A 21,652-nucleotide genomic window follows, 5' to 3' on the forward strand; every position below is an offset into this window, starting at 1 on the left:
ACCATATCATCCCCTTTGGGGGTCTCGAGCAGCTTGGGGACCGTCGCGAGGCGGGGGTCGGTCATGAGGCGCCGAAACGGCTCGTCCCCGATCATCCCTACCCCAATCAGCTCGTGCCGGTCCTTGTGCGACCCAAGGGGCGCCTTGGAGTCGTTGAGGTGAATGAGCCCGAGCCGCTCAAAGCCAATGACATCACCAAACCGCTGCCAGACGCCATCGAAATCGCCCACCAGGTCGTAGCCGGCGGCAAACACATGCGCCGTGTCGAGGCACACGCCAACACGCGTGCGCAGCGTGGCGGGAATCAACTCGAGCAACGCCGCCATTTCCTCGAATGTCGATCCAATCACGGTGCCCTGGCCGGCTGTGAGCTCCATCAGCAGCCGCGTCGAACCCTGTTCCCGCTCCAGCACCTGCGCAATCGCATCCGCGTTGCGCGCTATCCCGGCCTCGCGCTCATCCATAAAGTTGCCCGGATGGCTCACCAGCGCATCAAGACCGAGCGCATGACAGCGCCGCAACTCCGCCGCAAAGGACTCAATCGACTTGGCGCGCAGCTCCGGGTTAGGCGACGCGAGATTGATTAGATAGCTGTCGTGCGCATTCGTGAACTGCACGCCGCTCGTGGCCAGTCCTTCACGAAAGGCCTGTGCTTCCGCGGGCTCCACGTCACGCTCAGCCCAGCGGTTGGCTTGCTTCGTGAACACTTGCATCGCCGTCGCGCCAATGTCTGTGGCGCGGGCTGGGGTCAGCGGTATGCCGCCCGCGGCGGAGATGTGCGCGCCTAGCGGGGCGCTCACTTGCGCGTCCGCAGCCACTCTAGTGGATCGACAGCCTGCCGCCCTTCCGGGCGAATCTCAAAGTGCAAATGCGGCCCGAGTTCCGGGTCGGTGGTGCCGACCGTGCCAATGGCCTGTCCCTTGTTGATGCGCGCGCCCTTGGCCACCTGGATGACGCCGAGCGAACTGTAAATCGAGTACGACCCACCGCCGTGCTGCATCACAATCGTTGGCCCGTACGTGCCGAAGTTCTGCAACACTTCAGCGACCGTACCCGCGGCCACGGCGCGCACCGTACTGTTTGCGGGCGCCGCGATCCCCACGCCATTCCAGCGAATGGTGGTGTTGTTCGGATTGATCGCGCGGCCAAAGCGATAGAGAATCTCGCCATCCACGGGCCAGTCGAGCTTGCCGATGTCGCTCGTTTTGAGCGTGCTCGTGCTGGCGGGCGGATTGCCCGCGCGGCCTGCCACACGTCGCCGCTCCGTCTCGAGCGTAGTGATGAGGTTCGAGAGCCGCGATTCGTCGCGCGCAATTTGTTGCAGACGCTCTTCGGTCTGCTTCTGTTTGGCCTGCGCCTGCGCAAGGCTGCGGGTGCGTTGGTCTTCGAGCGAACGCAGACGTTTTTCTTCGTCGGCTTTTTCCTGCCGAGACATTTCGACTTCGTTCTTGAGCTGCACCAGCGTCTCGCGCTGGCGGCCGATGAGCATGCCGAGCGTTTCGACGCGCAGCACCAGGGCGCGGTCGCGCTGCGCCACTAGATGCAAATACTTGTAGCGCGCCACCAGCTCGCCAAACGACTGCGCGGAAATGAACGCTTCCACCGAATACATGGCGCCGCGCTTATAGATCTCCCGCACGCGGTGCTGCAGTAGGGCGCGTTTGACCGCGAGTTCATCCTGCGCGTGTACGAGGTCGCTGCTCGTGCCTTTTTCTTCGGCGCCGAGCGAGTTGATTTGCGAGTCGAGCGAGCGCAGCGCGCGTGCGGTGGCTTCGCGCTGCCGCTCGATGTTCGTGCGCTCCTCGCCCAAGTCATGCACGGTGTTCTGCAACTCGCGCATGCGCCGCTGCAAATCCGCGCGCTCGCTCCGGATTTTTTCGAGCTCCTCGCGTTGCGCGCGAATACGGTCGGCGGCGCTCTGCGGTGCAGGCGCCACCGGCGGCTGCTGTTGCGCAAAGGCAGGTGCCGCGCCGCCAACCGCCAGGCAGAGCAAGGCGGTCGCGCGGCGCACCGCGCGGGGTGCCACGCTCAGACTTCCCTCAAGTGACGACCGACGCTGAGCGCACTCCCAAACACGCCGATGAGGGCACCGCCGAGCACGCCGAGCACAGAAAGCCGGATGTCAAAGAAGTCAGCGCGGAACACGAAGTGGCCAATCACGTAGTTCGCGATCCAAGCAAAGGCCAGCGCGAGCAGGCCGCCGAGCAACCCCTTGAGGGCGCCTTCGATCAAGAACGGACTTCGGATAAAGCTGTCCGTGGCTCCCACGAGCCGCATAATGGCGATTTCGCGCGCGCGCGCCAAAATAGCCATCCGGATGGTCGAGCCAATAATGACGATGGCCACCGTGGCAAAGGTGAGCCCTAGGAGAATGCCGGCAAGCGTCGCCACGTTGCGAATGCGGTGGAGCTTCTCCACCCACTCTTCGCCATAGCGCACGTCATCAATAAAATCGTATGTCTTCACGCGCTCGGCGACGGCGTGCACCGTGGCGGGGTCTCGCATGCCATCCTTGAGGCGCACATCGAGCGACGCGGGAAGGATGCCTGGGTCGAACACGTCTTTGAACTCACCCAGTTCGAGGCGCGCACGTTCCAGCGCCTGCTCCGGTGTCACCAGTGTGACCGACGCCACTTCGGGGAACGCGCGCACGTCCGCGATGGCGGCGCCCGTGGATTCGCTCGTGGTGCCGTCCACAATAAACGCGCGGACTTCCACCCGCTCTTCCACTTCGACAAGCGCCTTTCGGATGTTGAGCGCCACGAGTCCGAAGAGTCCAAACGCAAACAGCGAGAACGCGATGGTGGTAATGCTGAGTGCGCTGAGCATCGGCGCACGCTTGAAGGCGAGGAGTGCTTCGCGCCAGGCGAGTCTCATACGGACGCTCCGGCGTCTGGGGGCGTGACATCGGCGCGTGAATCGAACACAATCTGCCCGTGGTTCAACTCGATGGTGCGGTACTGCGTCGAGCGGACGAGCTCGAGATCGTGCGTCGCCATCAAGACCGTGGTGCCGGCGGCATTGATGTCTTTGAGTAGCTGGAAGATGCCGCGCGTGGCGCGTTCGTCGAGGTTGCCCGTAGGTTCATCGGCCACAATGAGCACCGGGTCGTTGGCCAACGCACGTGCAATCGCCACGCGCTGCTGCTCGCCGCCCGAGAGTTCTCGCGGCAGCGACGGCCCTTTGGACGAGAGCCCGACTTGCTGGAGCAGTCGCGCCACCTTGAGTTGAATGGTGGCGTGCCCCACACCGGTCACTTCGAGCGCAAAGCCAATGTTCTCTTCGACGGTGCGGTCTTCGAGCAGGCGGAAGTCCTGAAAAACGACGCCCATTTTGCGACGCACGCGCGGCACATCCTTATTGCGGATGGTCACCGAGCTCGCGCCAGCAATTTTCACTTCACCCGCGGTCGGCCGCTCCTCGAGGTAGATGAGCTTGAGGATCGTACTCTTGCCCGCGCCGCTGGGCCCGGTGAGAAAGGTGAACTCGCCGCGGGCGAGATGAAACGACACCTCTTTCAACGCCAGCCCAGTGCGGGGGAACTCCTTGGTGACGCGCGTAAATCGAATCATGCCTTACTTGAGCGCGAGTTCGATGTCGGCAATAATGTCATCGGCGTCTTCGATGCCGATCGACAAACGCAGAAAGCCATCGGGAATCCCGAGGCGTGTGCGCTCTTCGCTGGTCATGGCCGCGTGCGACGTGTAGCGCGGCTCGCACACCAGCGAGTCCACGCCACCTAAACTCGGCGCGTGCTGAAAGAGCTTGAGGCGGCGCAGGAACTTGTCGGCGGCTTTGCCGCCGCCGGTCAGTTCGATCGCCATCATGCCACCAAAGCCGTCGAGCATGGCGCGTGCCACCTCGTGATCCGGATGGTCGGAGAGGCCAGGGTAGTGCACCCGTTTGATCTCCTTGCGGTCAGCACACCAGTTGGCGATGCGCATGGCGTTGTCGTTCTGCCGGCGCACGCGCACGTCGAGCGTCTTCATGCCGCGCTCCAGCAGCCACATGGCAAAGGGATCCGGTGCCTGTCCCCACACCATCATTTTGTGGAGCACTTCCTGAATGTACGGCTCCGTGCCGCACACGACACCGGCCATCGAATCGTGGTGGCCGTTCAAGTACTTGGTGGCGGAATGAATCACAACGTCCGCGCCGTGTTCGATCGGCCGGAAGTTCACCGGCGACGCGAAGGTGGAGTCAACCACCAGCGCGAGTCCCACTTCCTTGGTGAGATACGAAATGGGGCGCATGTCGAGCACGCGGCAGGTGGGGTTCACCGGCGACTCAATAAAGATGGCGCGCGTTTCCTTGCGGAGTCGCTTGCGCCAAGCGCGCGGCTCCAGCGGGTCCACGAGCGTCACGTCGATGCCGTGCCGCACGAACTCTTCGGTGAACAACTTGAACGTGCCGCCGTAGATGTAGGCGCTCGCGAGCAGGTGATCGCCGGGGCGGAGCAGGGCCAGCATCGCGCACGCCGTAGCGCCCATCCCGCTCCCGAGCACGAGCGACGCCTCGGCGCCTTCGAGCAGTGCCAGTCGCTTCTGCAAGCGTTCGGAGTTCGGCGTGTTGCCATAGCGCGTGTACTTGAGGCCCGCGCCGGTGCCGATTTCCTGCAGGTAGTTGACGGACTGGACGAGCGGCGGCGCGACGGGATCGCCGGCTTTCCGCGGATCGGCACCACCGTGAATGGCTACGGTAGAAAGGCCGTGATGTGCTTTCTTTTTGCTCATCGGTTGGCTTACGGCTTGAGAGGTGGCAACTGAAACTGACGTTCTGAATCGACTTTGACGAGGCGCACCACGTCGGTGAGGACGATGCCAGCGAGATCCCGCACCACGACTCCGCCGCGCGGCAAGTTCTCGTCGATCTGCACCGGCGCCAGTTCGTGCCGGTGCGGTCCGTATACCCACACCAAGATACCCGGCTCAACGCCGCGTAGTGCGGCGTCATCGCTCCGAATCAACAGCAAGGGGCCCCGCTCAGCGTCGGCGGCGCGTGTCGCGATAAACCCGACCACTTGCAGCGGCGGGTTGTACGCCACTAGCTCTGAGCCAGACTGGGCGCCGAGTAGGAGGCGCCATCAAAACGCAGGAGGCGGCGACGGTACAGGACGTCGAGCAACTGCGTCATGGCTTCGATCTCCCGTCCCGCAACTTCAGCCAGCAGTGTGGCGACCGAGTTGCCTTGGGCGTAGACCATCTCCCAGACGAAGCGCTCATCCGCGTTCACGGCGCCAACCAAGCGGGCACCGCCGTCGGCAAAGTGCACGACCAGCGCGAGCCCGTGATGGTGCAGCACATCCTCAATGGCCTCGAGGTGCGCGTCGGTGATGCCGTGGAATACCACGTAGCCGTGATCGCGGTGACGCGACATCGGCGACATCAGGAGCTTGGCGACCACTTCGTCGGCGCACGAGTAGTCCATCATCCCGATGTGCGAAAAATCGAGAAAGGCCACGTCGCCGTCATGCAACTCGGAGAGCTCGCGTTCGATGCACTTCCGCACGGCAGCACCCGTCGTGCGCGTGACGAGATCCGCGTAGGGCACATTGGCCGAGTGCCGCAGCACCGAACCCACGTCGATGTGCGTCATGGCTGCTCCGGCTGCAGCGCTTCGGGAATCAAAATCTGCATCTGCGAGCCAGGGAACGCCGGCAGGTTTTCGCGGACCGGATAATCATCGTCCCAGTCCGGCACGAGCGCCAAGCGAGCGGTGCCACTGCGCACCGTCAGTTTGCCGTCGCGGCGGGCCATGTACGCTCTTATGCCCTTGATGCCCTGGCCGCGCCCGAGGTCAGATAACCGGCTCACGCCGCGCAGCACCGCTTCTTCGAGTGCCATGCGGTCATTCCACCGATCGGTTTCTGGACGGCGATTGCCACTTTCGAGCGAGCGCCGGAATCCAATACCGGCATCGCACACGGCAATGACCGCCACTTTGCGCCCGATCCGCTTGCGGTAGTTGTACACCTGCACCATCACCCAGCCGCCGCGTCCCGCGTGCTCCACAATGTTCTGGCAGGCTTCCGACAGCGCCATCGTGAACCCCATCGTCGCGCGCGACTCGAGGTGCAGTCTGGTGGTGAGAATCTGCGCCGCCCGCACCTGAATGTGCTCCACCACGCGGTGCACATCGTTACTCTCGGCAATCGGCTGCACTTCAAGGAGCACGTCGCTCTCGCCCGCCGATCGTGCGCGCGGCACCGTGCCCTGAATGTCGTAGAGGTCTTCGGCGTACTTGAAGAAGCCCGCGCGCGCCCAGTACGACGATTTGTCGAGGTCGTCAGGTGCGAGCAGCGTCGGTTTGGTGGCGCGCGTCTGTGCGAGCGTCAGCAACGCCGTGAGCCCGAATGGCGTCGAGAAGGCGCAGTGACGGCAGTCAATGATCACCTTGTCCTCTGGCGGGTGCGGCGCCAGTTGCTCGATGACCTGTTCAAACGACAGATCATCCAGCGAGGTCGGAACGGTGATGACGGCGGTCACGAGACGCTCAGTTCTCCGCGAAGGTAATGTGCGAGTCCGGTGGCTCCCCGGTGCTCGACGTTACGCGCTGCGGCAACGAGTGCAGCCTGCATCGCGTCCAAAAATCTATCACCGGCGACCAGCCGAGAGTAATAGGTGGCGCCCCAAACATCGCCACAACCTGTCGGGTCGCCATCTTGACTTCCGACGCGCGTCAATCCCGGCGCCACCCGCGCCGTCTTGATGGCGCCGTCCATCGCCGGCCGCGCGGTCCGAGCCGCGTCACGGCGAATGTCCGACAGCCTCTCAAATGAAGGGGCGGCAAAATACGCCGCCCCGCGCGCGCCAAGGGTTACCACCAAATTCTGCACCCCGTTGGCCAAAGCCGTGGCCGCCAACGACATGGGGTCGGGGGCGAGCATCGACATTTCGTCTTCGTTCACCTGTAAGACGTCAAAACAACGACACCATTGCGCCACGTTCGGAATCGGGCGCAGGGTGCGCAGCCCGTCGGCCTGCACGGCGAGCACCAGCGAGTGCAGATCACAATAGATGGGACCGGCAAAATGCTGTCGCAGCAGTTGCGCGGTTTCGAGGTCGAGCTCAAATCCGCTAATCAGATTGACGTACAGTGCGTCGCAATCACGAATCAGCGGTGCGAGGCCAATCCAGCTCCAGCCAGGAATACCGCCGGTGAGCACCTCGCTCCGGCGTTCCGCGTCGGTGTAAAACAGTTCAACGCGGTTATTCCGGTAGGGTACGACGATCGGCGCTGCGTCGGGCGCCAGGCGCCGGAGGCTCCGCACGAAGAGTTGAGCCTGCGCCGCCAGATCTTCGCCGACTTTCACCAGCGGCACGAGTTCCCAGTCGTCGGGCAGCGCGGCGTCGAACGCGCTCAGCGCGTAGGTAATGCCGCCCCATTCCTCAACAGGCGCGCGCGCCGGATCACGTCCGTGGATGACATCCCAGACGAACGTCCCGATAACCCCCATGCGCTTGCGCCGCACGCGAACTCAGCCGGGGTGCTGCATAAGAAACGTCTTCACGGCACCCACCACGCCCGCTGTACTGCCGAGCGCTCCTGGCACAATGCGACAGGCGTCCACCGCTGGCTTGAACGCGCGACGCCGCACTTCGGCGCGCATCGGGCCGAACAAATCCTCTCCGGCCTGCGCCACGCCACCGGCGAGCACCACGACTTCGGGATTAAATAGGTTGAGGAGGTTCGCCACACCGGCGCCAATAAACCGAGCCGTCTCGCGCACCACCTCCGCTGCAATCCGATCGCCCGCCTTCGCGGCCTCGTACACCGTCTGCGCCGTGATGAGCGACACGTCGCCCCCCGCCATCGTCAGCAACGACGACGGCTCGCCGCCCAACAGCGCCTCGCGCGCCCGCTCGGCGATGGCCGGCCCCGAGGCGTAGGCCTCAAGACATCCATAGTTGCCGCACGCGCAACGACGACCGGTGGAGTCGATGGTGGTATGCCCGATTTCGCCAGCCACGTCGCTTGCCCCGTGGTACAACTCGCCGTTCAAAATGAGGCCGCCGCCGATGCCAGTGCCGATCGTCATGCCCACCACGTGCCGCGCGCCTTGGGCCGCACCCATCCACCATTCACCCACGGTCGCGCAGTTGGCGTCGTTGTCGAGTGTGGCCGGGAGCTTGACGGCCGCGGAGATCGTGTCGCTCAACGGGTAGTTGGTCCATCCGAGATTCGGCGCCACAATCACCAATCCCTTCTGGCGGTCGAGCGGGCCGGGGGCGCCAAGCCCCACGCCGGCAAAGTCCGCGCGTGTGGCGCCGGTTTCGGCGCAGGTCGCCGCAATCACGACTTCGATGCACCGCGCAATGCGCGCCGTGACGTCGTCGGCGCCTTCGCGCGCGAGAGTGGGCTCGGTGTGATGCGCAATCACGCGACCGCCGCTCGCCAGCATAGCACCAACCGAAATCTTGGTGCCGCCGAGGTCAACGCCGATGATGTAACGAGAAGTGGGCACGTGCCGGGAGGTGGGGGAATGCCGCAGAAATACGGACTTACGGCCGGAGCAACTCGTGCACCGCGCCTTCAATATCACCTACCGCCTGCTCTTGCATACAACGCCAGTGCACGAGCGGGCATCGCTGCGGCCCGTGACCGTCGCACGGCCGACAGGGGAGTCCGTGCCGCTCCGCCACGGCATGCCGCGGGGCGAGCGGCCCAAAGCCAAAGGCTGGCACCGTGGGACCGTAAATCGTGAGCGTCGGTGTGCCCATCGCGCTGGCCAAGTGTTGCGGCGCCGAATCATTGGTGACAATGGCCGCGCACCGTCCGATCAGTTCGGCGCTCGCAAGCAACGACAGGCGGCCGGTGGCATCCACCACGCGCTCCGGCCCCGCGACACGCGCAATCTCTGCCGCTAGCGGCGCGTCTTCTTTGCCGCCAACCACCACAATCCGATACACTGGCGCCAATCTCGCCGCGAGGGCGGGGAAGTGCGGCCACCGTTTGGTGCCCCAGATGCTGCCAGGCGCGAGCGCGAGGAGGTGCGCGCCATCGCGCGGCACGTCGTGCAAGAGTTGATCAACCTCACGCTGTTCGGTGGAGCCGGGATAGAGGTGCGGTTGCACCTCGCCGCCCGCGCTGCCCACGTCGGCATTGCCGCTCGCCGCCGCCGCGTGCCCCGCCAACTGCAACAGTCGTGCAGCGTGATGGGCGGTCTTGTCGTACGGAACGCGCTCCGTGTAGAGCCACTTCCCGCCGCTGGTGCTGAAGCCAGTCACACGCGGAATCCCCGCGAGTCGAGCGAGTGCCGCAGTGCGCGCCGAACCCTGCGCGCAAAAGGCCGCGTCGTACCGATTCGCTCGCAACTGGCGCGCCAAGCGCCACACACCGGCGAGCCCCGCGTCACTCCGCCGCTTGTCGTACACCAGCACCTGCCGAACCGCCGGATGATTGGCGAGCAGCGGCGCACCGGCGGGGGTCGTGACCACGTCTACCGCGCCGCGCTCAGCCAGCGCGGCAATCAGCGGCGTGGTGAGCACCAAGTCGCCGAGGAAAGACGTCTGTAGGACGAGAAAGGACTGAGACAAAGTGACGGTAGACTGGAAGCTGGCGCGTGAATGGCGAGCAACGCGATCGAAACGAGCCGGTGGTAGGTCGTAAACGGTTTACCGTCAACCGATCACGGTTAACCGTCTCCTCTCAGCCGTCGTTAGTCAACCTGCAGCACCGCCAAGAACGCTTCCTGCGGGATCTCCACCGATCCCACCTGCTTCATCCGCTTTTTGCCTTCCTTCTGCTTCTCCAGGAGCTTCCGCTTCCGGGTGATGTCGCCGCCGTAGCACTTGGCGAGCACGTCTTTCCGGAGCGGCTTCACCGTGGTGCGCGCAATCACCTTCACGCCGATCGCGGCCTGAATGGCCACCTCAAACAGCTGGCGCGGAATCAGTTCCTTGAGCTTGTCGGCAATCTTGCGACCCCAGTCGTACGCCTTGTCGCGGTGCGTAATCACCGAGAACGCGTCAATCGGGTCGCCGTTAATGAGCATGTCCAACCGCACGAGGTCGCTCCGGCGGTACTCGAGCATCTCGTAGTCGAGGCTCGCGTAGCCGCGGCTCACCGATTTCATCTTGTCAAAGAAATCGAGAATGATCTCACCGAGCGGAAACTCCCAGTCGAACTCCACGCGCACGGTGTCGATGTACTTCATGCCCATGTACATGCCGCGGCGTTCGGTGCCGAGAGTCATAATGGCGCCGATGTATTCGGACGGCACCATGATGCGCGCCTTCACATACGGTTCTTCGACGTAATCGATCACCTGCGCGCTTGGCATCAGCGCGGGATTCTCAATCAGCTCCATCTCGCCGTCGGTCTTATAAACCTTGTACTCCACGCTCGGCACCGTGGTGACAAGCGAGAGATCGAACTCACGTTCGAGGCGCTCGCGCACAATCTCCATGTGCAGCAGGCCGAGGAATCCGCAGCGGAAGCCAAAGCCCAGCGCCGTGGACGTTTCCGGCTCGTACTGCAGCGACGCGTCGTTGAGTTGGAGTTTTTCGAGTGCGTCGCGCAGCGTTTCGTATTGCTGGGTGTCGGTGGGGTACACGCCCGCAAATACGAATGAGCGCACCGCCTGATAGCCCGGCAGCGCCTCAGCGGCGCGGTTGTCTTGGTCAAACACGGTATCGCCCGCGCGCGTTTCCTTGACGGAGCGCACGGCGGCCACCACGTAGCCCACTTCGCCCGCGGTCAGAATGTCGGTCGGCACCTGACGGAGCTGGTTGTATCCCACTTCCTGCACTTCGTACACACCGTCGTTGGTGCCGAAGGTGATCTTGGTGCCCTTCTTGATGGTGCCGTCTACCACACGGATGCTCGGAATAGCGCCGCGGTAGCGGTCATAGTACGAGTCATACACGAGCGCGCGCAGCGGCGCGTCGGGATTGCCCGAGGGCGGCGGCACTTTCTTGACGATTTCTTCGAGCAGTTCGGGAACGCCGAGCCCTTCCTTGGCGCTCACGAACAGAATGTCTTCCGGCTTGCAGCCCAAGAGCCCGACGACTTCGTCGCGACGCTTCTCCGGCTCAGCGCCGGGGAGGTCGATCTTGTTGAGGATCGGGATAATCTCGAGTCCCGCTTCCATGGCCAGGAAGAGGTTCGACAGCGTCTGCGCCTGAATCCCCTGTGACGCATCGACCACGAGAATCGCCCCTTCGCAGGCAGCGAGGGAGCGCGAGACTTCGTACGTGAAGTCCACGTGCCCTGGTGTGTCGATGAGGTTGAGCTCGAACTGCTGGCCATTTTTGGCCAAGTAGCTCATGCGCACGGCATTGAGCTTGATGGTGATGCCGCGCTCACGCTCGAGGTCGAGGGTGTCGAGCACCTGGGCCTTCATTTCCCGCTTCTGAAGCATGCCCGTGGCTTCGATCAGGCGGTCGGCGAGTGTCGACTTGCCATGATCGATATGGGCGACGATGCAGAAGTTGCGAATATGGTCGAGCTGCACGGATGGCCGGGAAATGAGGGCGTTCTGAGATAGCCTTTTAATATAATGGGTGCAGGGGCGGAGCTGGGGGTGGTGCTGAACTACAACTGCCGTCGATGGTTTGCCGTAGACCGTTTGCCGTGGTCGGTTGTCCGTTTCAGCCGAGTCTTGGCACCCGACAACGGAAAAACAACTACGGAAAACGGCCTACCCGCAGTTCAGTTGACCTCCTCCTCAGCGAACCCTCCCTCCCCTCCGTTACTTGGGTGCCCACTCCCCCATCGCTACCTTTCCGTCCGTCCATGGCACTCTCCCGCAATCGCGCCGACCAAATCGACCCCGCCTCTCTGGCGGCGTTGGGTCGCATCGAAATCGTCGCCCGATGGGTGGTCGAGGGGTTCCTCACGGGGCTACACAAATCGCCCAAGAAGGGGTTCTCGGTGGAGTTCGCCGAGCATCGGGCGTACCAGCCCGGCGACGACCTGCGCTACATCGACTGGAAGGTCGTGGCGCGCGCCGACAAGTGGCTGATCAAACAGTACGAAGAAGAAACCAACCTGCGCGCCACCATCGTGCTCGACGTGAGCAAGTCGATGGTCTGGACCGGCTCGCCGCAGCGGCTCACCAAGCTTGCCTATGCGGAACTGGTCGCGGCCGCCGTGGCGTGGTTGCTGCTCCAGCAGCGTGACGGCGTTGGGCTCATTCGTTTTGACGATGCAGTGCGCACGGTGATTCCGCCGCGCGGTCGGACGGCCCAATGGCGCCGTATCGTTGCCGCACTCGACGATCCAGGGGCTGGGGCTGGTTCCGATGCATCGTCAGCCATCGTGCAGGCGGCAGCACTCGTGCAGCGCCCAGGGCTCTCCGTGATCATCAGCGATCTACTCGTGGACGAATCGGCCATGGCCGACGCCATCGCAGTGATGCGCGCCGTGGGGCATGATGTCACGGTGTTGCACATCATGGATCCGGTGGAGCGCGATCTCTCGCTCGACGCCAACGAAGTGGAACTCGTGGACACCGAAGGTCCGTCGGCGGTGCACGCCACCGTGAGTGAAATGCGCGAAGCGTATCGCGACACGGTGGAGATGGCGATGAGCGAGTGGCGCTCGCGTCTCGCGGCCAGTGGCGCATCGTACATGCCGGTCTTTACCGACCAACCCTTTGGCGTGCCGTTGCGCGCGGCCTTTGCCGCGCGACAGGCGTTGCCGTGAGTTTTCTCGCGCCATTCGCGCTGATCCTCACCGCAGCTGCCGCCGTGCCGTTGGTGCTCCATCTGCTACGCCACCGCACCGGTGAAAAGATCGACTTTCCCGCCGTGCGCTATATGCTCCGCGCGGCGCGTGAGCACTCGCGCGAACTCAAAATCCGCAACTTGTTGCTGATGGTGTTGCGGGTGGCGATCGTGCTGTCGTTGGCATTCGCCGCCGCACGGCCGGTGGGGCGTCTCTTTGGCGGCGGGCACGCACCAACGGCGCTCGCGATTGTACTCGACAACTCGCTCAGCACGTCGGCCGTTGTGGACGGTGCGCCGGTGCTCGCTCGGCTCAAAGACGCCGCGCGTGGCGTGGTGGCCCGCGCCAACAGCGGCGACCGGCTCTGGCTCGTCACCGCGGACGCGCGCGTCGTGGGTGCGACGACCCCCACCGTGCGCGCCGCGCTCGATCGTGCAGAACCACTCGCGGGTGCCGGAGATTTGCGCGCCGCAGTAGCGCGCGCTGTTCAACTCGTGAAGGGCGCGGGCATTCCTGCGCGACAGATTGCCATCGTGACCGACGCACAGGCGAGCGCGTGGACCACCACGCTGCAGCTCGACGATGTCACCGCCACCGTGTACGCGGTGCCGGGGGCCGTGCCGCGCAATCGCGCTGTGCTTCGCGCGGCCGCTGAGCCCGCGCACTGGACGCCGCGCGGTGCGGTGCGAGCGGCCACATCATCCACCGACAGCGTCACCTATCGCGTGGCAGTTGGTGCGCGCTCCACGGCACGCGGCAGTGCAGCGCCGGGGGCGGATCTCGTCGTGCGGCTCGATCCTTCCGAGCGCGGATGGCTCTCCGGAAGTGTGGAGCTCGAACCAGACGAACTGCGCGGCGACGATCAGCGCTTCTTTGCCGTGCATGTGGGTGCGGCTCCGAGCGTCGTCGCTGAGGCCGGCGCGGGTGCCTTTGGTCGCACCGCCGTCGATGCGCTCGTGCAAGAAGGGCGCGTCACACGCGGCGCTGATGTTGCGCTCACGAGCGCGGAGGCTGCGCGGCGGCCGGGCGTGATCTTTGCGCCCACAGACCCTGTGCAGATTTCAGCCGCCAATCGCGCCCTCGAACGTGCGAACATTCCGTGGCGGTACGGCGCGGCCCACAGCGGACCAGCGCCGGTGCGCGGCGCGGGGCTCGCCAACGTCACCGCTACCAAGTGGTACGCACTCGAGCCGCGCGGTGTGCTCGAAGCGGGCGCTGCCGACACGCTTGCTCGTGTGGGCGGCGATCCGTGGGCCGTTGCGGGTGACGGCTACGTCCTCGTCGCCTCGCCACTCTCGGCGGACGCCACCGACTTGCCGCTCCGAGCGAGCTGGGTGCCTTGGCTCGGCGCGGCCGTGGCCGAGCGACTCGCGGGTGAGGCGGGGGCGGTGACCGATGTTGCGCCAGGCGCGATCGTGTCGCGTCCACCGTGGGCGCGCGAACTGGAGATGCCGGATGGTTCGGTGCGTCCTGTGCGCGACGCGCGCATGGCGGCGCCGGATCGCGTGGGCGTGTACTTCTGGCGTCGCGGCACGGCGCGTGCTGGCGCATTGGTGGTCAACGTGGAGGCCGCCGAAAGCGATCTTGCACGACTGACGCCGACGCTCCTTCGCGCACGCTTCACCGGTGGCGATGCCACGGTGAGCGCAGACGTCGCGCGCTGGACGGCGGCAGCATTCACAGTGTCGGGACGTCGCACCCTCGAGGGCGCGTTCCTCTGGCTGGCCCTCGCCCTCCTCGCCCTCGAGGCGTGGGTGGCGCGCGCGCCGGCTGCGCGTCGCGCCGAGTAGCCATGGCACTGCCGTCACTCGTTGAGCGCCTCGCGGCGCTCCCCGCCTTTACACGGCTCGTTGCTACCCTGCCGCGCGATCACGGCACGCAGCACGTGTCGGGGCTGGTAGGATCAAGCGACGCGGTGCTCATTGGTGCGCTCGCCGAGCGCGAGCCGAATCGCTTGTTTGTGGTGGCGGCCGATCAACTCCCCGAAGCCGAGCGACTGCTCGCGGATCTACAGTCGGTACTCGGCGAGGGCGCGGCGTCGTTGTATCCGCCGCGCGAAGGGTTTGGTGAAGTCGAGCCGCACGCCGAAGTCGCGGGCGAGCGCGTAGAGACGCTCGAGCGGTTGAGTCGCGGTGCCGTGCGCATTCTGGTGACCACCGCGCGCGCCCTGCTTGAGCGCACGCGGCTTCCGCACGCGCTTGCCGCGTCACGGTTGGAGTTGCGCCGCGGCAATGTGTGGCGCCTCGAGGCACTGGGTGAACACCTCTCGAGCGTCGGGTTTGAACGCGTGCAGATGGTCGAGGACGTCGCGCAGTTTTCCGTACGCGGCGGCATCGTGGACATATACGGGTTTGGCATGAGTGAGCCCGTGCGCCTCGAGTTCTGGGGCGACGAAATCGCCGAGTTGCGTCACTTCGATTTGCTCACGCAGCGCACGACGCGCCCTGCCGAGGTCGCGCTCATTCTTCCCGTGGACGCCATTGGTGGCGCGGACGCCGATGATGCACCCGACGAGCGCACACAGATCGGCGCACTCTGGCCGCCCGGCACGCTGGTCATTGTGCCGCGCGGCGTACATCTCGCACCGGAGATGCGCCGCACGTGGGACGAAGCCGCGCATCACATTGATGTGGCGCGCCGTCGCGGTGAGGATGTGGCGCGTCGCGACGAACTGTTTGCGGAGCCAGACGAGGCGCTGCGCGCGCTCGCACGCGTGGCCACGCTCCAGCTCAATGAGACCGACAACGAGCCGGACACGGTCGTCTTTCCCCTGCGACGCCCGGAGCCGATTGACCGCGACATGAAGCGCCTCTCGGCGCTCGTGCGCGACGGCACGCCGACGATCATTCTGTGCGACAACGCGGGGCAATCCGAACGCCTCGATGAACTGCTGGCCGATCGCCCAGGCTCGCCCTCGCCGGCGGGATTGGTGATTGGTGTGCTCGGCGGCGGATTCGTGATTCCGACGAGCGGTGGCATGGTGGCGGACGGACTCCGCGTCCTCACCGACCATGAAATCTTCCGGCGCGAGCGGCGCATTCGTCGCGTGCGACGGTATGCGGCGGGCACCGCGCTCGAAGCGGTCACCGCACTCAAGGTGGGCGACTACGTGGTGCACCTCGAGCACGGCGTGGGAATTTATCGCGGCTTGAGTACGATCTTCGCGGGCGAAACGTCGGTGGAAGTCGCGGTCATTGAGTACGAGGGCGGTGATCGCCTGAACGTGCCGCTGTATCGCATTGATCAAGTCGAGCGTTTTCGCTCGGTGGGCGATGTCAGCGAAGATGCGCCGCCACCGCGTCTGCACAAACTTGGTGGCGGTCGTTGGCAGGCGCAGCGCGACAAAACACGCGCCGCCATTCAGGAAATGACGGTTGAGCTGCTCGACTTGTACGCGCGTCGCAAAGTCGCGAGCCGCCCTCCGCACAATCCCGACTCGGCGTGGCAGCGCCAGCTCGAATCGAGTTTTCTCTTTGAGGACACGCCCGACCAGCGAACCGCCACTGAAGATGTGAAGCGCGACATGGAAGGGAGTAAGCCCATGGACCGCCTGCTCGTGGGCGACGTGGGCTACGGAAAAACAGAAATCGCCGTGCGCGCCGCATTCAAAGCGGTGCAGACGGGGCGTCAGGTGGCGGTGCTCGTGCCGACGACGGTGCTCGCCGAGCAGCACGCGCGCACCTTTGGCGATCGGTTTGCCGATTTTCCCGTGCGTGTGGAAGTGATGAGTCGCTTTCAGGGCCCCAAGGCGCAGAAAGAAGTGCTCGACGCGCTCAAGGCCGGGAAGGTGGACATCGTCATCGGCACGCATCGGTTGCTCTCGAAGGACGTGTCGTTCGCGAATCTCGGGCTGATTATTGTCGACGAGGAGCACCGCTTTGGCGTGAAGCACAAAGAACGGCTCAAGCAACTCAAGCTCGAGACCGACGTGCTCACGCTCACGGCGACGCCCATTCCGCGCACCCTGCATTTGTCGCTCGCCGGCTTGCGCGACATGACTCTGATGCAAACGCCGCCGCGCGATCGTTCGCCAGTGCTCACTTTTGTTGAGCCCTGGGACGACGGGATTATCGAAGAAGGGATCAGTCGCGAGCTCGATCGCGGCGGTCAGGTGTTTTTTGTACACAACCGCATTGAGACCATTGAGGCCGTGGCCGATCACATTCGGCGCATCGCGCCGCGTGCGCGGGTGGCGGTTGGTCACGGTCAAATGCTCGGCCATCAGCTCGAAAAAGTGATGGCACAGTTCGTCGGGGGCGAGGTGGACGTGCTGGTGTCCACACTTATCGTGGAGAGCGGTCTCGACGTGCCCAACGCGAACACCATGTTTGTGTCGCGCGCCGATCACCTTGGGTTGGCGCAGCTGTATCAGCTGCGCGGCCGCGTGGGGCGTTCGCACCGGCGCGCGTACTGTTTTTTGATGGTGCCCGACCAAGTGGACGAAGACGCCGAACGTCGACTGAAGGTGCTCGAGCACCACACCGAACTCGGCGCCGGTTATCGCGTGGCACTCAAGGACATGGAACTCCGCGGCGCCGGCAATTTGCTCGGCCCCGAGCAGTCGGGGTTCGTGCATGCCGTGGGGTTCGACCTCTACCTGCGCATGCTCGAGGAGACGGTGAAGCGGGTGATGCGCGGCGACAATGCGCCGCCCCCGCCGCCCGCCGATGTCGCACTCGACACCCCAGCCTTCCTCCCCGACGATTACATCCCGAGTCAGGACGCCAAACTCGACCTGTACCGCCGTCTCACCGCGCTCGACGACCCCGCGGCGATCATTGCCGTCCGCGACGAGGTGCGCGACCGGTTTGGCGCCCTTCCGCCGGCCGCGGAGGCCTATTTCCTCGTGGCCCAACTGCGGATGACCGGGGCCCAGCTGGGGGTGGAGGGAATCCTGGTGCGCGGGGAGGAAGCCCGTGTTACCTTTAGAACGGACGCGATACCCCGCATGAAGCCTCTGTCCGCCGCATTTCGCGACGTGCAGTTTCAGGTGGATGTCAGGCGTGTCCAGCCATTGTCGTTGAAGCTGACGCGGCTGGGTGGATCCCCGATGCTCGAGGGACTCGCTCGGGCGCTCCGAACCATTGTACCGACCCGCGGGTAGTACGCTCTCGGGTCGGCGGAGCGGCCCTCGGGCAGCGCGTTCCACCTCCACATTCCGCCTCCACCCACTCCTCCATGTCCCGTCATCGTCTTCGCGCCGCCGCCGTCGCGGCCACCCTGGTTTTGTCTGCCTGCGCCGGTCTCCGTGATGCGCTTACCGCTCACGTGGATCTTGCCGCCAAGGCGGGCTCGCAGGAACTGTCCGTGCAGCGCTTGGCCGAGATGCTCGCCTCCGCACAGGTGCCGGCCAAAAAGGAAATCGCCGTCGCCATCAGCAACCTCTGGGTGAACTACCAGTTGCTGGCCCAGTCGGTTGCCAAGGGCGACACCTTTGGCGAACCGGCCGCTGTTGACGAAGCGATGTGGGCGCAGATCGCGCAGCTCAAGAGCAAGAAATACTACGAGACGGTGGCCAAGACCTTCCCGGCCGCTGATCCGACGCAGTTTGAGGCCAAGTACAACGCTGGCGAGATGTACGCCGCGCGGCACATCCTGTTCATGGTCAATCCGCAGACCATGAAGCCGGCGCAGCTCGACTCCGTGCGCAAAGAAGCCGAGCGGGTGCTCAAGATGGTCAACGCGGCGAACTTCGCCGACATGGCCAAGAAGTGGAGCAAGGACGGCTCGGCGGCGCAGGGCGGCGACCTCGGCGTGTTCCCCAAGGGCGCGATGGTGCCAGAGTTCGAAAAGGGTGTGGCCGCGCTCAAGCCGGGCGAGGTCAGTGGCTTGGTGCAGTCGCAGTTCGGCTTCCACATCATCAAGCGTGAAACGTGGGCCGACGCCAAAGACAAGTTCTCGCAGGCCTACGGCCGTACGGCGTCGCAGGGCGCCGAGAGCACCTTCATTGCCAACATGGAAAAGGGCGCCAACGTCGACGTCAAGCCGACGGCCGCCAAGCTGGTGAAGTTGATTGCCGAGAACCCGGATGCGTACCGCGATGACAATGCGGTGGTCGCCTCGTCGCGCGGCGGCAACATGACCGCGTCGCGCATGGCCAAGTGGATTGCCGCGTTCCCGGCGCAGTCGAACATTCGTCAGCAGATTGGGCAAGCGCCGGACTCGGCGCTCCCGTACTTCGTACGCAACGTGATGCGCAACGAGCTCATTCTGCATGCGGCCGATTCCATGAAGCTCACGCTCGACACGGCCGAGCTCGCCGGTATTCGCACGGCGTTCCGTGGCTCGTTCGACAATACGATCGCGGCACTGCACATCACGGCCAAGGAACTTTCCGATAGCGCCAAGACGCCCGCCGAACGCGAGCGTCTCGCCGCCAGCCGCATCGAAGCGTATCTCGACAAGCTGCTCAAGAATCAGGCGCAGTTCGTCGACGTGTCGGAGCCGGTCTCCATTGCGCTGCGCAAGAAGTACGACGCTCGGGTGGTGCAGGCGGGCATTGAACGCGCCGTCGCCGAGAGCGCCAAGCTCAAGGCGAAGGCCGATTCAGCCAAGGCCGCCACGTTGCCGCAGTCTGTCGTTCCCATGCCGGGGCAGGCTGCTCCGGCTCCTGCAGCCGAGCCGACGAAAGTCGATCCGGCCAAGCCCGCTCCCAAGAAGCCGTAAACGCATGCGTCGACTCGTTGCTTCGCTCTTCGTGCTCACCGGAGCCGCGGCATCTGCCGCGGCTCAGGTGACGCCGCCTAAGGCTCCGGCGTCGGTTGTGCCGGCGCTTCCCGGTGCCACGCCGGCCATCAATCACATTGATCGGATTGTTGCCGTGGTGGGGAACAAGCCCATCCTGTGGAGCGAGGTGCTCGAGCAGATCTATCTGGCCGCGCAGGGCAAACCGCTGCCGTCCGATTCGTCGGTGGCCATGGGAATGGCGCGCGACATTATCAACAACATGATCGATCAAGAAGTGCTCATCGCCGCGGCGAAGCAGTTCAAGATCGACATTCCCGATACCGACCTGCAGGAAACGGTCGAAAAGAAATTCAAAGAACTGCGTGCCCGGTACAAGAGCGACGCGGAGTTCCGTGATGCGTTGCGCGGTGGTGGGTTTGGCACCGAAACGGAATACCGGAAGTTCCTGCTCGATCAAGCGCGCCGCGACGGACTCCAGACCAAGGCCGTGGATTCGCTCCGCGCTCGTGGGCGGCTGGCCGCACCGGTCAGCGTGACGGAACAGGAAGTGACCGATGCCTTCGAGAAAGCCAAGGGCAACTTCCCCAAGCGTCCGGCGACGGTGGCGTTCCGCCAGCTCGTCGTGCGTCCCAAGGGCAGTCCGGCGGCCATCAAGGCGGCGCGCGAGAAGGCAGAAGCACTCATTGCAGAGCTCAACAAAAAGGGCGCTGACTTTGAGCAGATTGCCAAGCGCGAAACCATGGATCCCACCACCAAGGAAACCGGTGGCGATCTTGGCTGGAACCGACGCGGTACGATGGTGCCGGAGTTCGATCGCATGATGTTTGCGCTCGTGCCTGGTGTGGTGAGCCCGTTCCCCGTCGAAACGTCGTTCGGCTTTCACATCATTCGCGTCGATCGTGTGCAGCCGGCCGAAGTAAAAGCGCGGCACATTCTGATTGTGCCGGTGGTCGACAGCGCCGATGTGGCGTACGCAGGTCTGCGCGCGGACTCGGCGTTGGCTCACTGGAAGGCGGGCACATCGTTCGACACCCTCGTGGTGCGCTACCACGACAACGCGGAAGTCAAAGGCGCCACCGACGGCATGCCGATTGACGACCTGCCGCCGGAATACAAGACGGCGCTTGAGGGCGTGACGAAGGGTGGCTTTGCCAAGCCGTTTGCGATTCTTGACCCGCGCGGCGGAAAGCCCAAGTACTTCGTAGTGCAGGTCATCGACCGCCAGGACGGCGGGGAGTACACCGTCGCGGATTACCGAGAGCGTATTCGCACCGGCCTGCAGCAGGAAAAACAGTATCGCCGGTTGATTGACCAACTGCGCCGCGAACAGTTCGTCGTCATTAAGCTGTAGCATGACGCGCGCACGGCTCGCCATCACGCTTGGCGATCCTCGCGGCATTGGCGCTGAGGTCACGGCTAAAGCGCTTGCCAGCGCGGAGGTGCGCGCCGTGTGCGAGCCCGTGGTGGTGGGACCCACGGGGCTCGCGGTACCGCCTGATGTTTCTATAGGTGCGTGGCGCGCGGGCGATTCCGAAGCCGACGCGGGCAAGCTCTCTGGGCTCGCCATAGTGCGTGCCGTTGAACTCGCACAATCTGGCGCGGTGCAGGGGATTGTCACCGCGCCGATCGACAAGCACGCATTACTCGCCGGCGGATACGACTATCCGGGCCACACCGAACTGCTCGCCGTGCTCACCGGCTCGGACACGGCGATGATGCTCGCCTCCGACGCGCTCCGCGTGGTGCTCGCCACCACTCACATTGCCCTGCGCGATGTGCCGGACGCGGTGACCGCCGAGGTGATTGGTCGCGTGACGGCTATTACGCGCGCGGGGCTGCGTGAGCAGCTCGGGATTGCCAATCCGCGCATCGCACTCTGCGCGCTCAATCCGCACGCTGGCGATGGTGGTCGCTTTGGCAGCGAGGATGAGCTCATTCTTGCTCCCGCTGCGCGCGCGTTTGGACTGGTGGGCCCGCTCCCCGCCGACACCGTCTTTGTGCGGGCCCTTCGCGGCGAGTTCGACGCGGTCATCGCGCCGTATCACGATGTCGGGATGACGGCCATCAAGGTGGCGAGCTTTGGGTCGGCGGTGAACATCACCCTCGGGCTTCCGTTTCCGCGCACGAGTCCGGACCATGGGACGGCGCTGGATATTGCGGGGAAGGGCGTGGCGAACGAAGGGTCGATGGTTGCGGCGATACTGGCGTGTGCGCGGATGGTAACAGCAACGGCGAGTAGGACGTAGGCCGTTATCGGTTTTCCGTTAAGTGTGAAACAGTTTACCGATAACGGAAA

General features: G+C 64.6%; 18 protein-coding genes. 6 read left to right on the plus strand and 12 right to left on the minus strand.

The window, feature by feature from the left end; translation table 11 throughout:
• From NTZ43_06845 to lepA, 12 genes are all read right to left on the minus strand, one after another.
• Positions 1-800 (minus strand): deoxyribonuclease IV (locus tag NTZ43_06845; GenBank protein MCX5766923.1); only part of this gene is annotated, 800 nt, incomplete at its 3' end.
• Positions 797-2,026 (minus strand): peptidoglycan DD-metalloendopeptidase family protein, encoded by a 1,230-nt coding sequence (locus NTZ43_06850; GenBank protein ID MCX5766924.1) that lies wholly within the window; start codon positions 2,024-2,026, stop codon positions 797-799. The genes NTZ43_06850 and NTZ43_06845, both read right to left, overlap by 4 nt.
• A gap of 2 nt (positions 2,027-2,028) precedes the next feature.
• The gene (locus NTZ43_06855; GenBank protein ID MCX5766925.1) at positions 2,029-2,877 is read right to left on the minus strand and encodes a permease-like cell division protein FtsX; all 849 of its coding nucleotides are present in this window, start codon (positions 2,875-2,877) and stop codon (positions 2,029-2,031) included.
• On the minus strand, positions 2,874-3,572 hold the full coding sequence (ftsE, locus tag NTZ43_06860) for a cell division ATP-binding protein FtsE (GenBank protein MCX5766926.1): 699 nt from the start codon (positions 3,570-3,572) through the stop codon (positions 2,874-2,876). Before ftsE ends, NTZ43_06855 begins: the two co-directional genes overlap by 4 nt.
• 3 nt (positions 3,573-3,575) lie before the next feature.
• Positions 3,576-4,733, minus strand: a complete 1,158-nt coding sequence (locus NTZ43_06865) for a PLP-dependent aspartate aminotransferase family protein (protein MCX5766927.1) — start codon at positions 4,731-4,733, stop codon at positions 3,576-3,578.
• Between the two features lie 8 nt (positions 4,734-4,741).
• Positions 4,742-5,044, minus strand: a complete 303-nt coding sequence (locus NTZ43_06870; protein ID MCX5766928.1) for a hypothetical protein — start codon at positions 5,042-5,044, stop codon at positions 4,742-4,744.
• Positions 5,044-5,595, minus strand: coding sequence for a hypothetical protein (locus tag NTZ43_06875; GenBank protein MCX5766929.1), 552 nt, complete (start codon positions 5,593-5,595; stop codon positions 5,044-5,046). Before NTZ43_06875 ends, NTZ43_06870 begins: the two co-directional genes overlap by 1 nt.
• On the minus strand, positions 5,592-6,485 hold the full coding sequence (locus tag NTZ43_06880; GenBank protein ID MCX5766930.1) for a hypothetical protein: 894 nt from the start codon (positions 6,483-6,485) through the stop codon (positions 5,592-5,594). Before NTZ43_06880 ends, NTZ43_06875 begins: the two co-directional genes overlap by 4 nt.
• Positions 6,482-7,471, minus strand: a complete 990-nt coding sequence (locus tag NTZ43_06885; GenBank protein ID MCX5766931.1) for a hypothetical protein — start codon at positions 7,469-7,471, stop codon at positions 6,482-6,484. The genes NTZ43_06880 and NTZ43_06885 overlap by 4 nt, the downstream gene beginning before the upstream one ends.
• A gap of 6 nt (positions 7,472-7,477) precedes the next feature.
• On the minus strand, positions 7,478-8,464 hold the full coding sequence (locus tag NTZ43_06890) for an ROK family protein (GenBank protein ID MCX5766932.1): 987 nt from the start codon (positions 8,462-8,464) through the stop codon (positions 7,478-7,480).
• 37 nt (positions 8,465-8,501) lie between these two features.
• Positions 8,502-9,536: a lipopolysaccharide heptosyltransferase II gene (gene waaF / locus NTZ43_06895; GenBank protein ID MCX5766933.1), complete on the minus strand. Its 1,035-nt coding sequence runs from the start codon at positions 9,534-9,536 to the stop codon at positions 8,502-8,504.
• A gap of 122 nt (positions 9,537-9,658) precedes the next feature.
• Positions 9,659-11,455, minus strand: coding sequence for a translation elongation factor 4 (gene lepA / locus NTZ43_06900; protein MCX5766934.1), 1,797 nt, complete (start codon positions 11,453-11,455; stop codon positions 9,659-9,661).
• A 281-nt stretch (positions 11,456-11,736) separates the two neighbouring features.
• Here lepA and NTZ43_06905 point away from each other — a divergent pair, with 281 nt between their 5' ends.
• The 6 genes from NTZ43_06905 to pdxA all read left to right on the plus strand — a co-directional run bounded on the left by NTZ43_06905 (position 11,737) and on the right by pdxA (position 21,602).
• A complete protein-coding gene (locus tag NTZ43_06905; GenBank protein ID MCX5766935.1) occupies positions 11,737-12,648 on the plus strand; it encodes a DUF58 domain-containing protein in 912 nt (303 codons plus the stop codon).
• Entirely contained in the window at positions 12,645-14,459 is a 1,815-nt protein-coding gene (locus NTZ43_06910; protein ID MCX5766936.1) for a BatA and WFA domain-containing protein, read from the plus strand. Before NTZ43_06905 ends, NTZ43_06910 begins: the two co-directional genes overlap by 4 nt.
• 2 nt (positions 14,460-14,461) lie before the next feature.
• A complete protein-coding gene (mfd, locus tag NTZ43_06915; GenBank protein ID MCX5766937.1) occupies positions 14,462-17,773 on the plus strand; it encodes a transcription-repair coupling factor in 3,312 nt (1,103 codons plus the stop codon).
• Positions 17,774-17,847: 74 nt separating this feature from the next.
• Positions 17,848-19,335, plus strand: coding sequence for a peptidylprolyl isomerase (locus NTZ43_06920; protein ID MCX5766938.1), 1,488 nt, complete (start codon positions 17,848-17,850; stop codon positions 19,333-19,335).
• A gap of 4 nt (positions 19,336-19,339) precedes the next feature.
• On the plus strand, positions 19,340-20,707 hold the full coding sequence (locus NTZ43_06925; protein MCX5766939.1) for a peptidylprolyl isomerase: 1,368 nt from the start codon (positions 19,340-19,342) through the stop codon (positions 20,705-20,707).
• 1 nt (position 20,708) lies between these two features.
• Complete coding sequence (gene pdxA, locus NTZ43_06930; protein ID MCX5766940.1) at positions 20,709-21,602, plus strand: 4-hydroxythreonine-4-phosphate dehydrogenase PdxA; 894 nt, start codon at positions 20,709-20,711, stop codon at positions 21,600-21,602.
• Positions 21,603-21,652: the final 50 nt, after the last annotated feature.

It is taken from the genome of Gemmatimonadota bacterium (genome assembly GCA_026387915.1).
Taxonomy (GTDB): domain Bacteria; phylum Gemmatimonadota; class Gemmatimonadetes; order Gemmatimonadales; family Gemmatimonadaceae; genus Fen-1231.

Coding starts and splice junctions, on each gene's coding strand:
- NTZ43_06920 (MCX5766938.1), top strand. CDS start 17,848: ATGTCCCGTCATCGTCTTCGCGCCGCCGCCGTCGCGGCCACCCTGGTT.
- NTZ43_06865 (MCX5766927.1), bottom strand. CDS start 4,733: ATGAGCAAAAAGAAAGCACATCACGGCCTTTCTACCGTAGCCATTCAC.
- NTZ43_06855 (MCX5766925.1), bottom strand. CDS start 2,877: ATGAGACTCGCCTGGCGCGAAGCACTCCTCGCCTTCAAGCGTGCGCCG.
- NTZ43_06925 (MCX5766939.1), top strand. CDS start 19,340: ATGCGTCGACTCGTTGCTTCGCTCTTCGTGCTCACCGGAGCCGCGGCA.
- pdxA (MCX5766940.1), top strand. CDS start 20,709: ATGACGCGCGCACGGCTCGCCATCACGCTTGGCGATCCTCGCGGCATT.
- ftsE (MCX5766926.1), bottom strand. CDS start 3,572: ATGATTCGATTTACGCGCGTCACCAAGGAGTTCCCCCGCACTGGGCTG.
- NTZ43_06875 (MCX5766929.1), bottom strand. CDS start 5,595: ATGACGCACATCGACGTGGGTTCGGTGCTGCGGCACTCGGCCAATGTG.
- NTZ43_06905 (MCX5766935.1), top strand. CDS start 11,737: ATGGCACTCTCCCGCAATCGCGCCGACCAAATCGACCCCGCCTCTCTG.
- mfd (MCX5766937.1), top strand. CDS start 14,462: ATGGCACTGCCGTCACTCGTTGAGCGCCTCGCGGCGCTCCCCGCCTTT.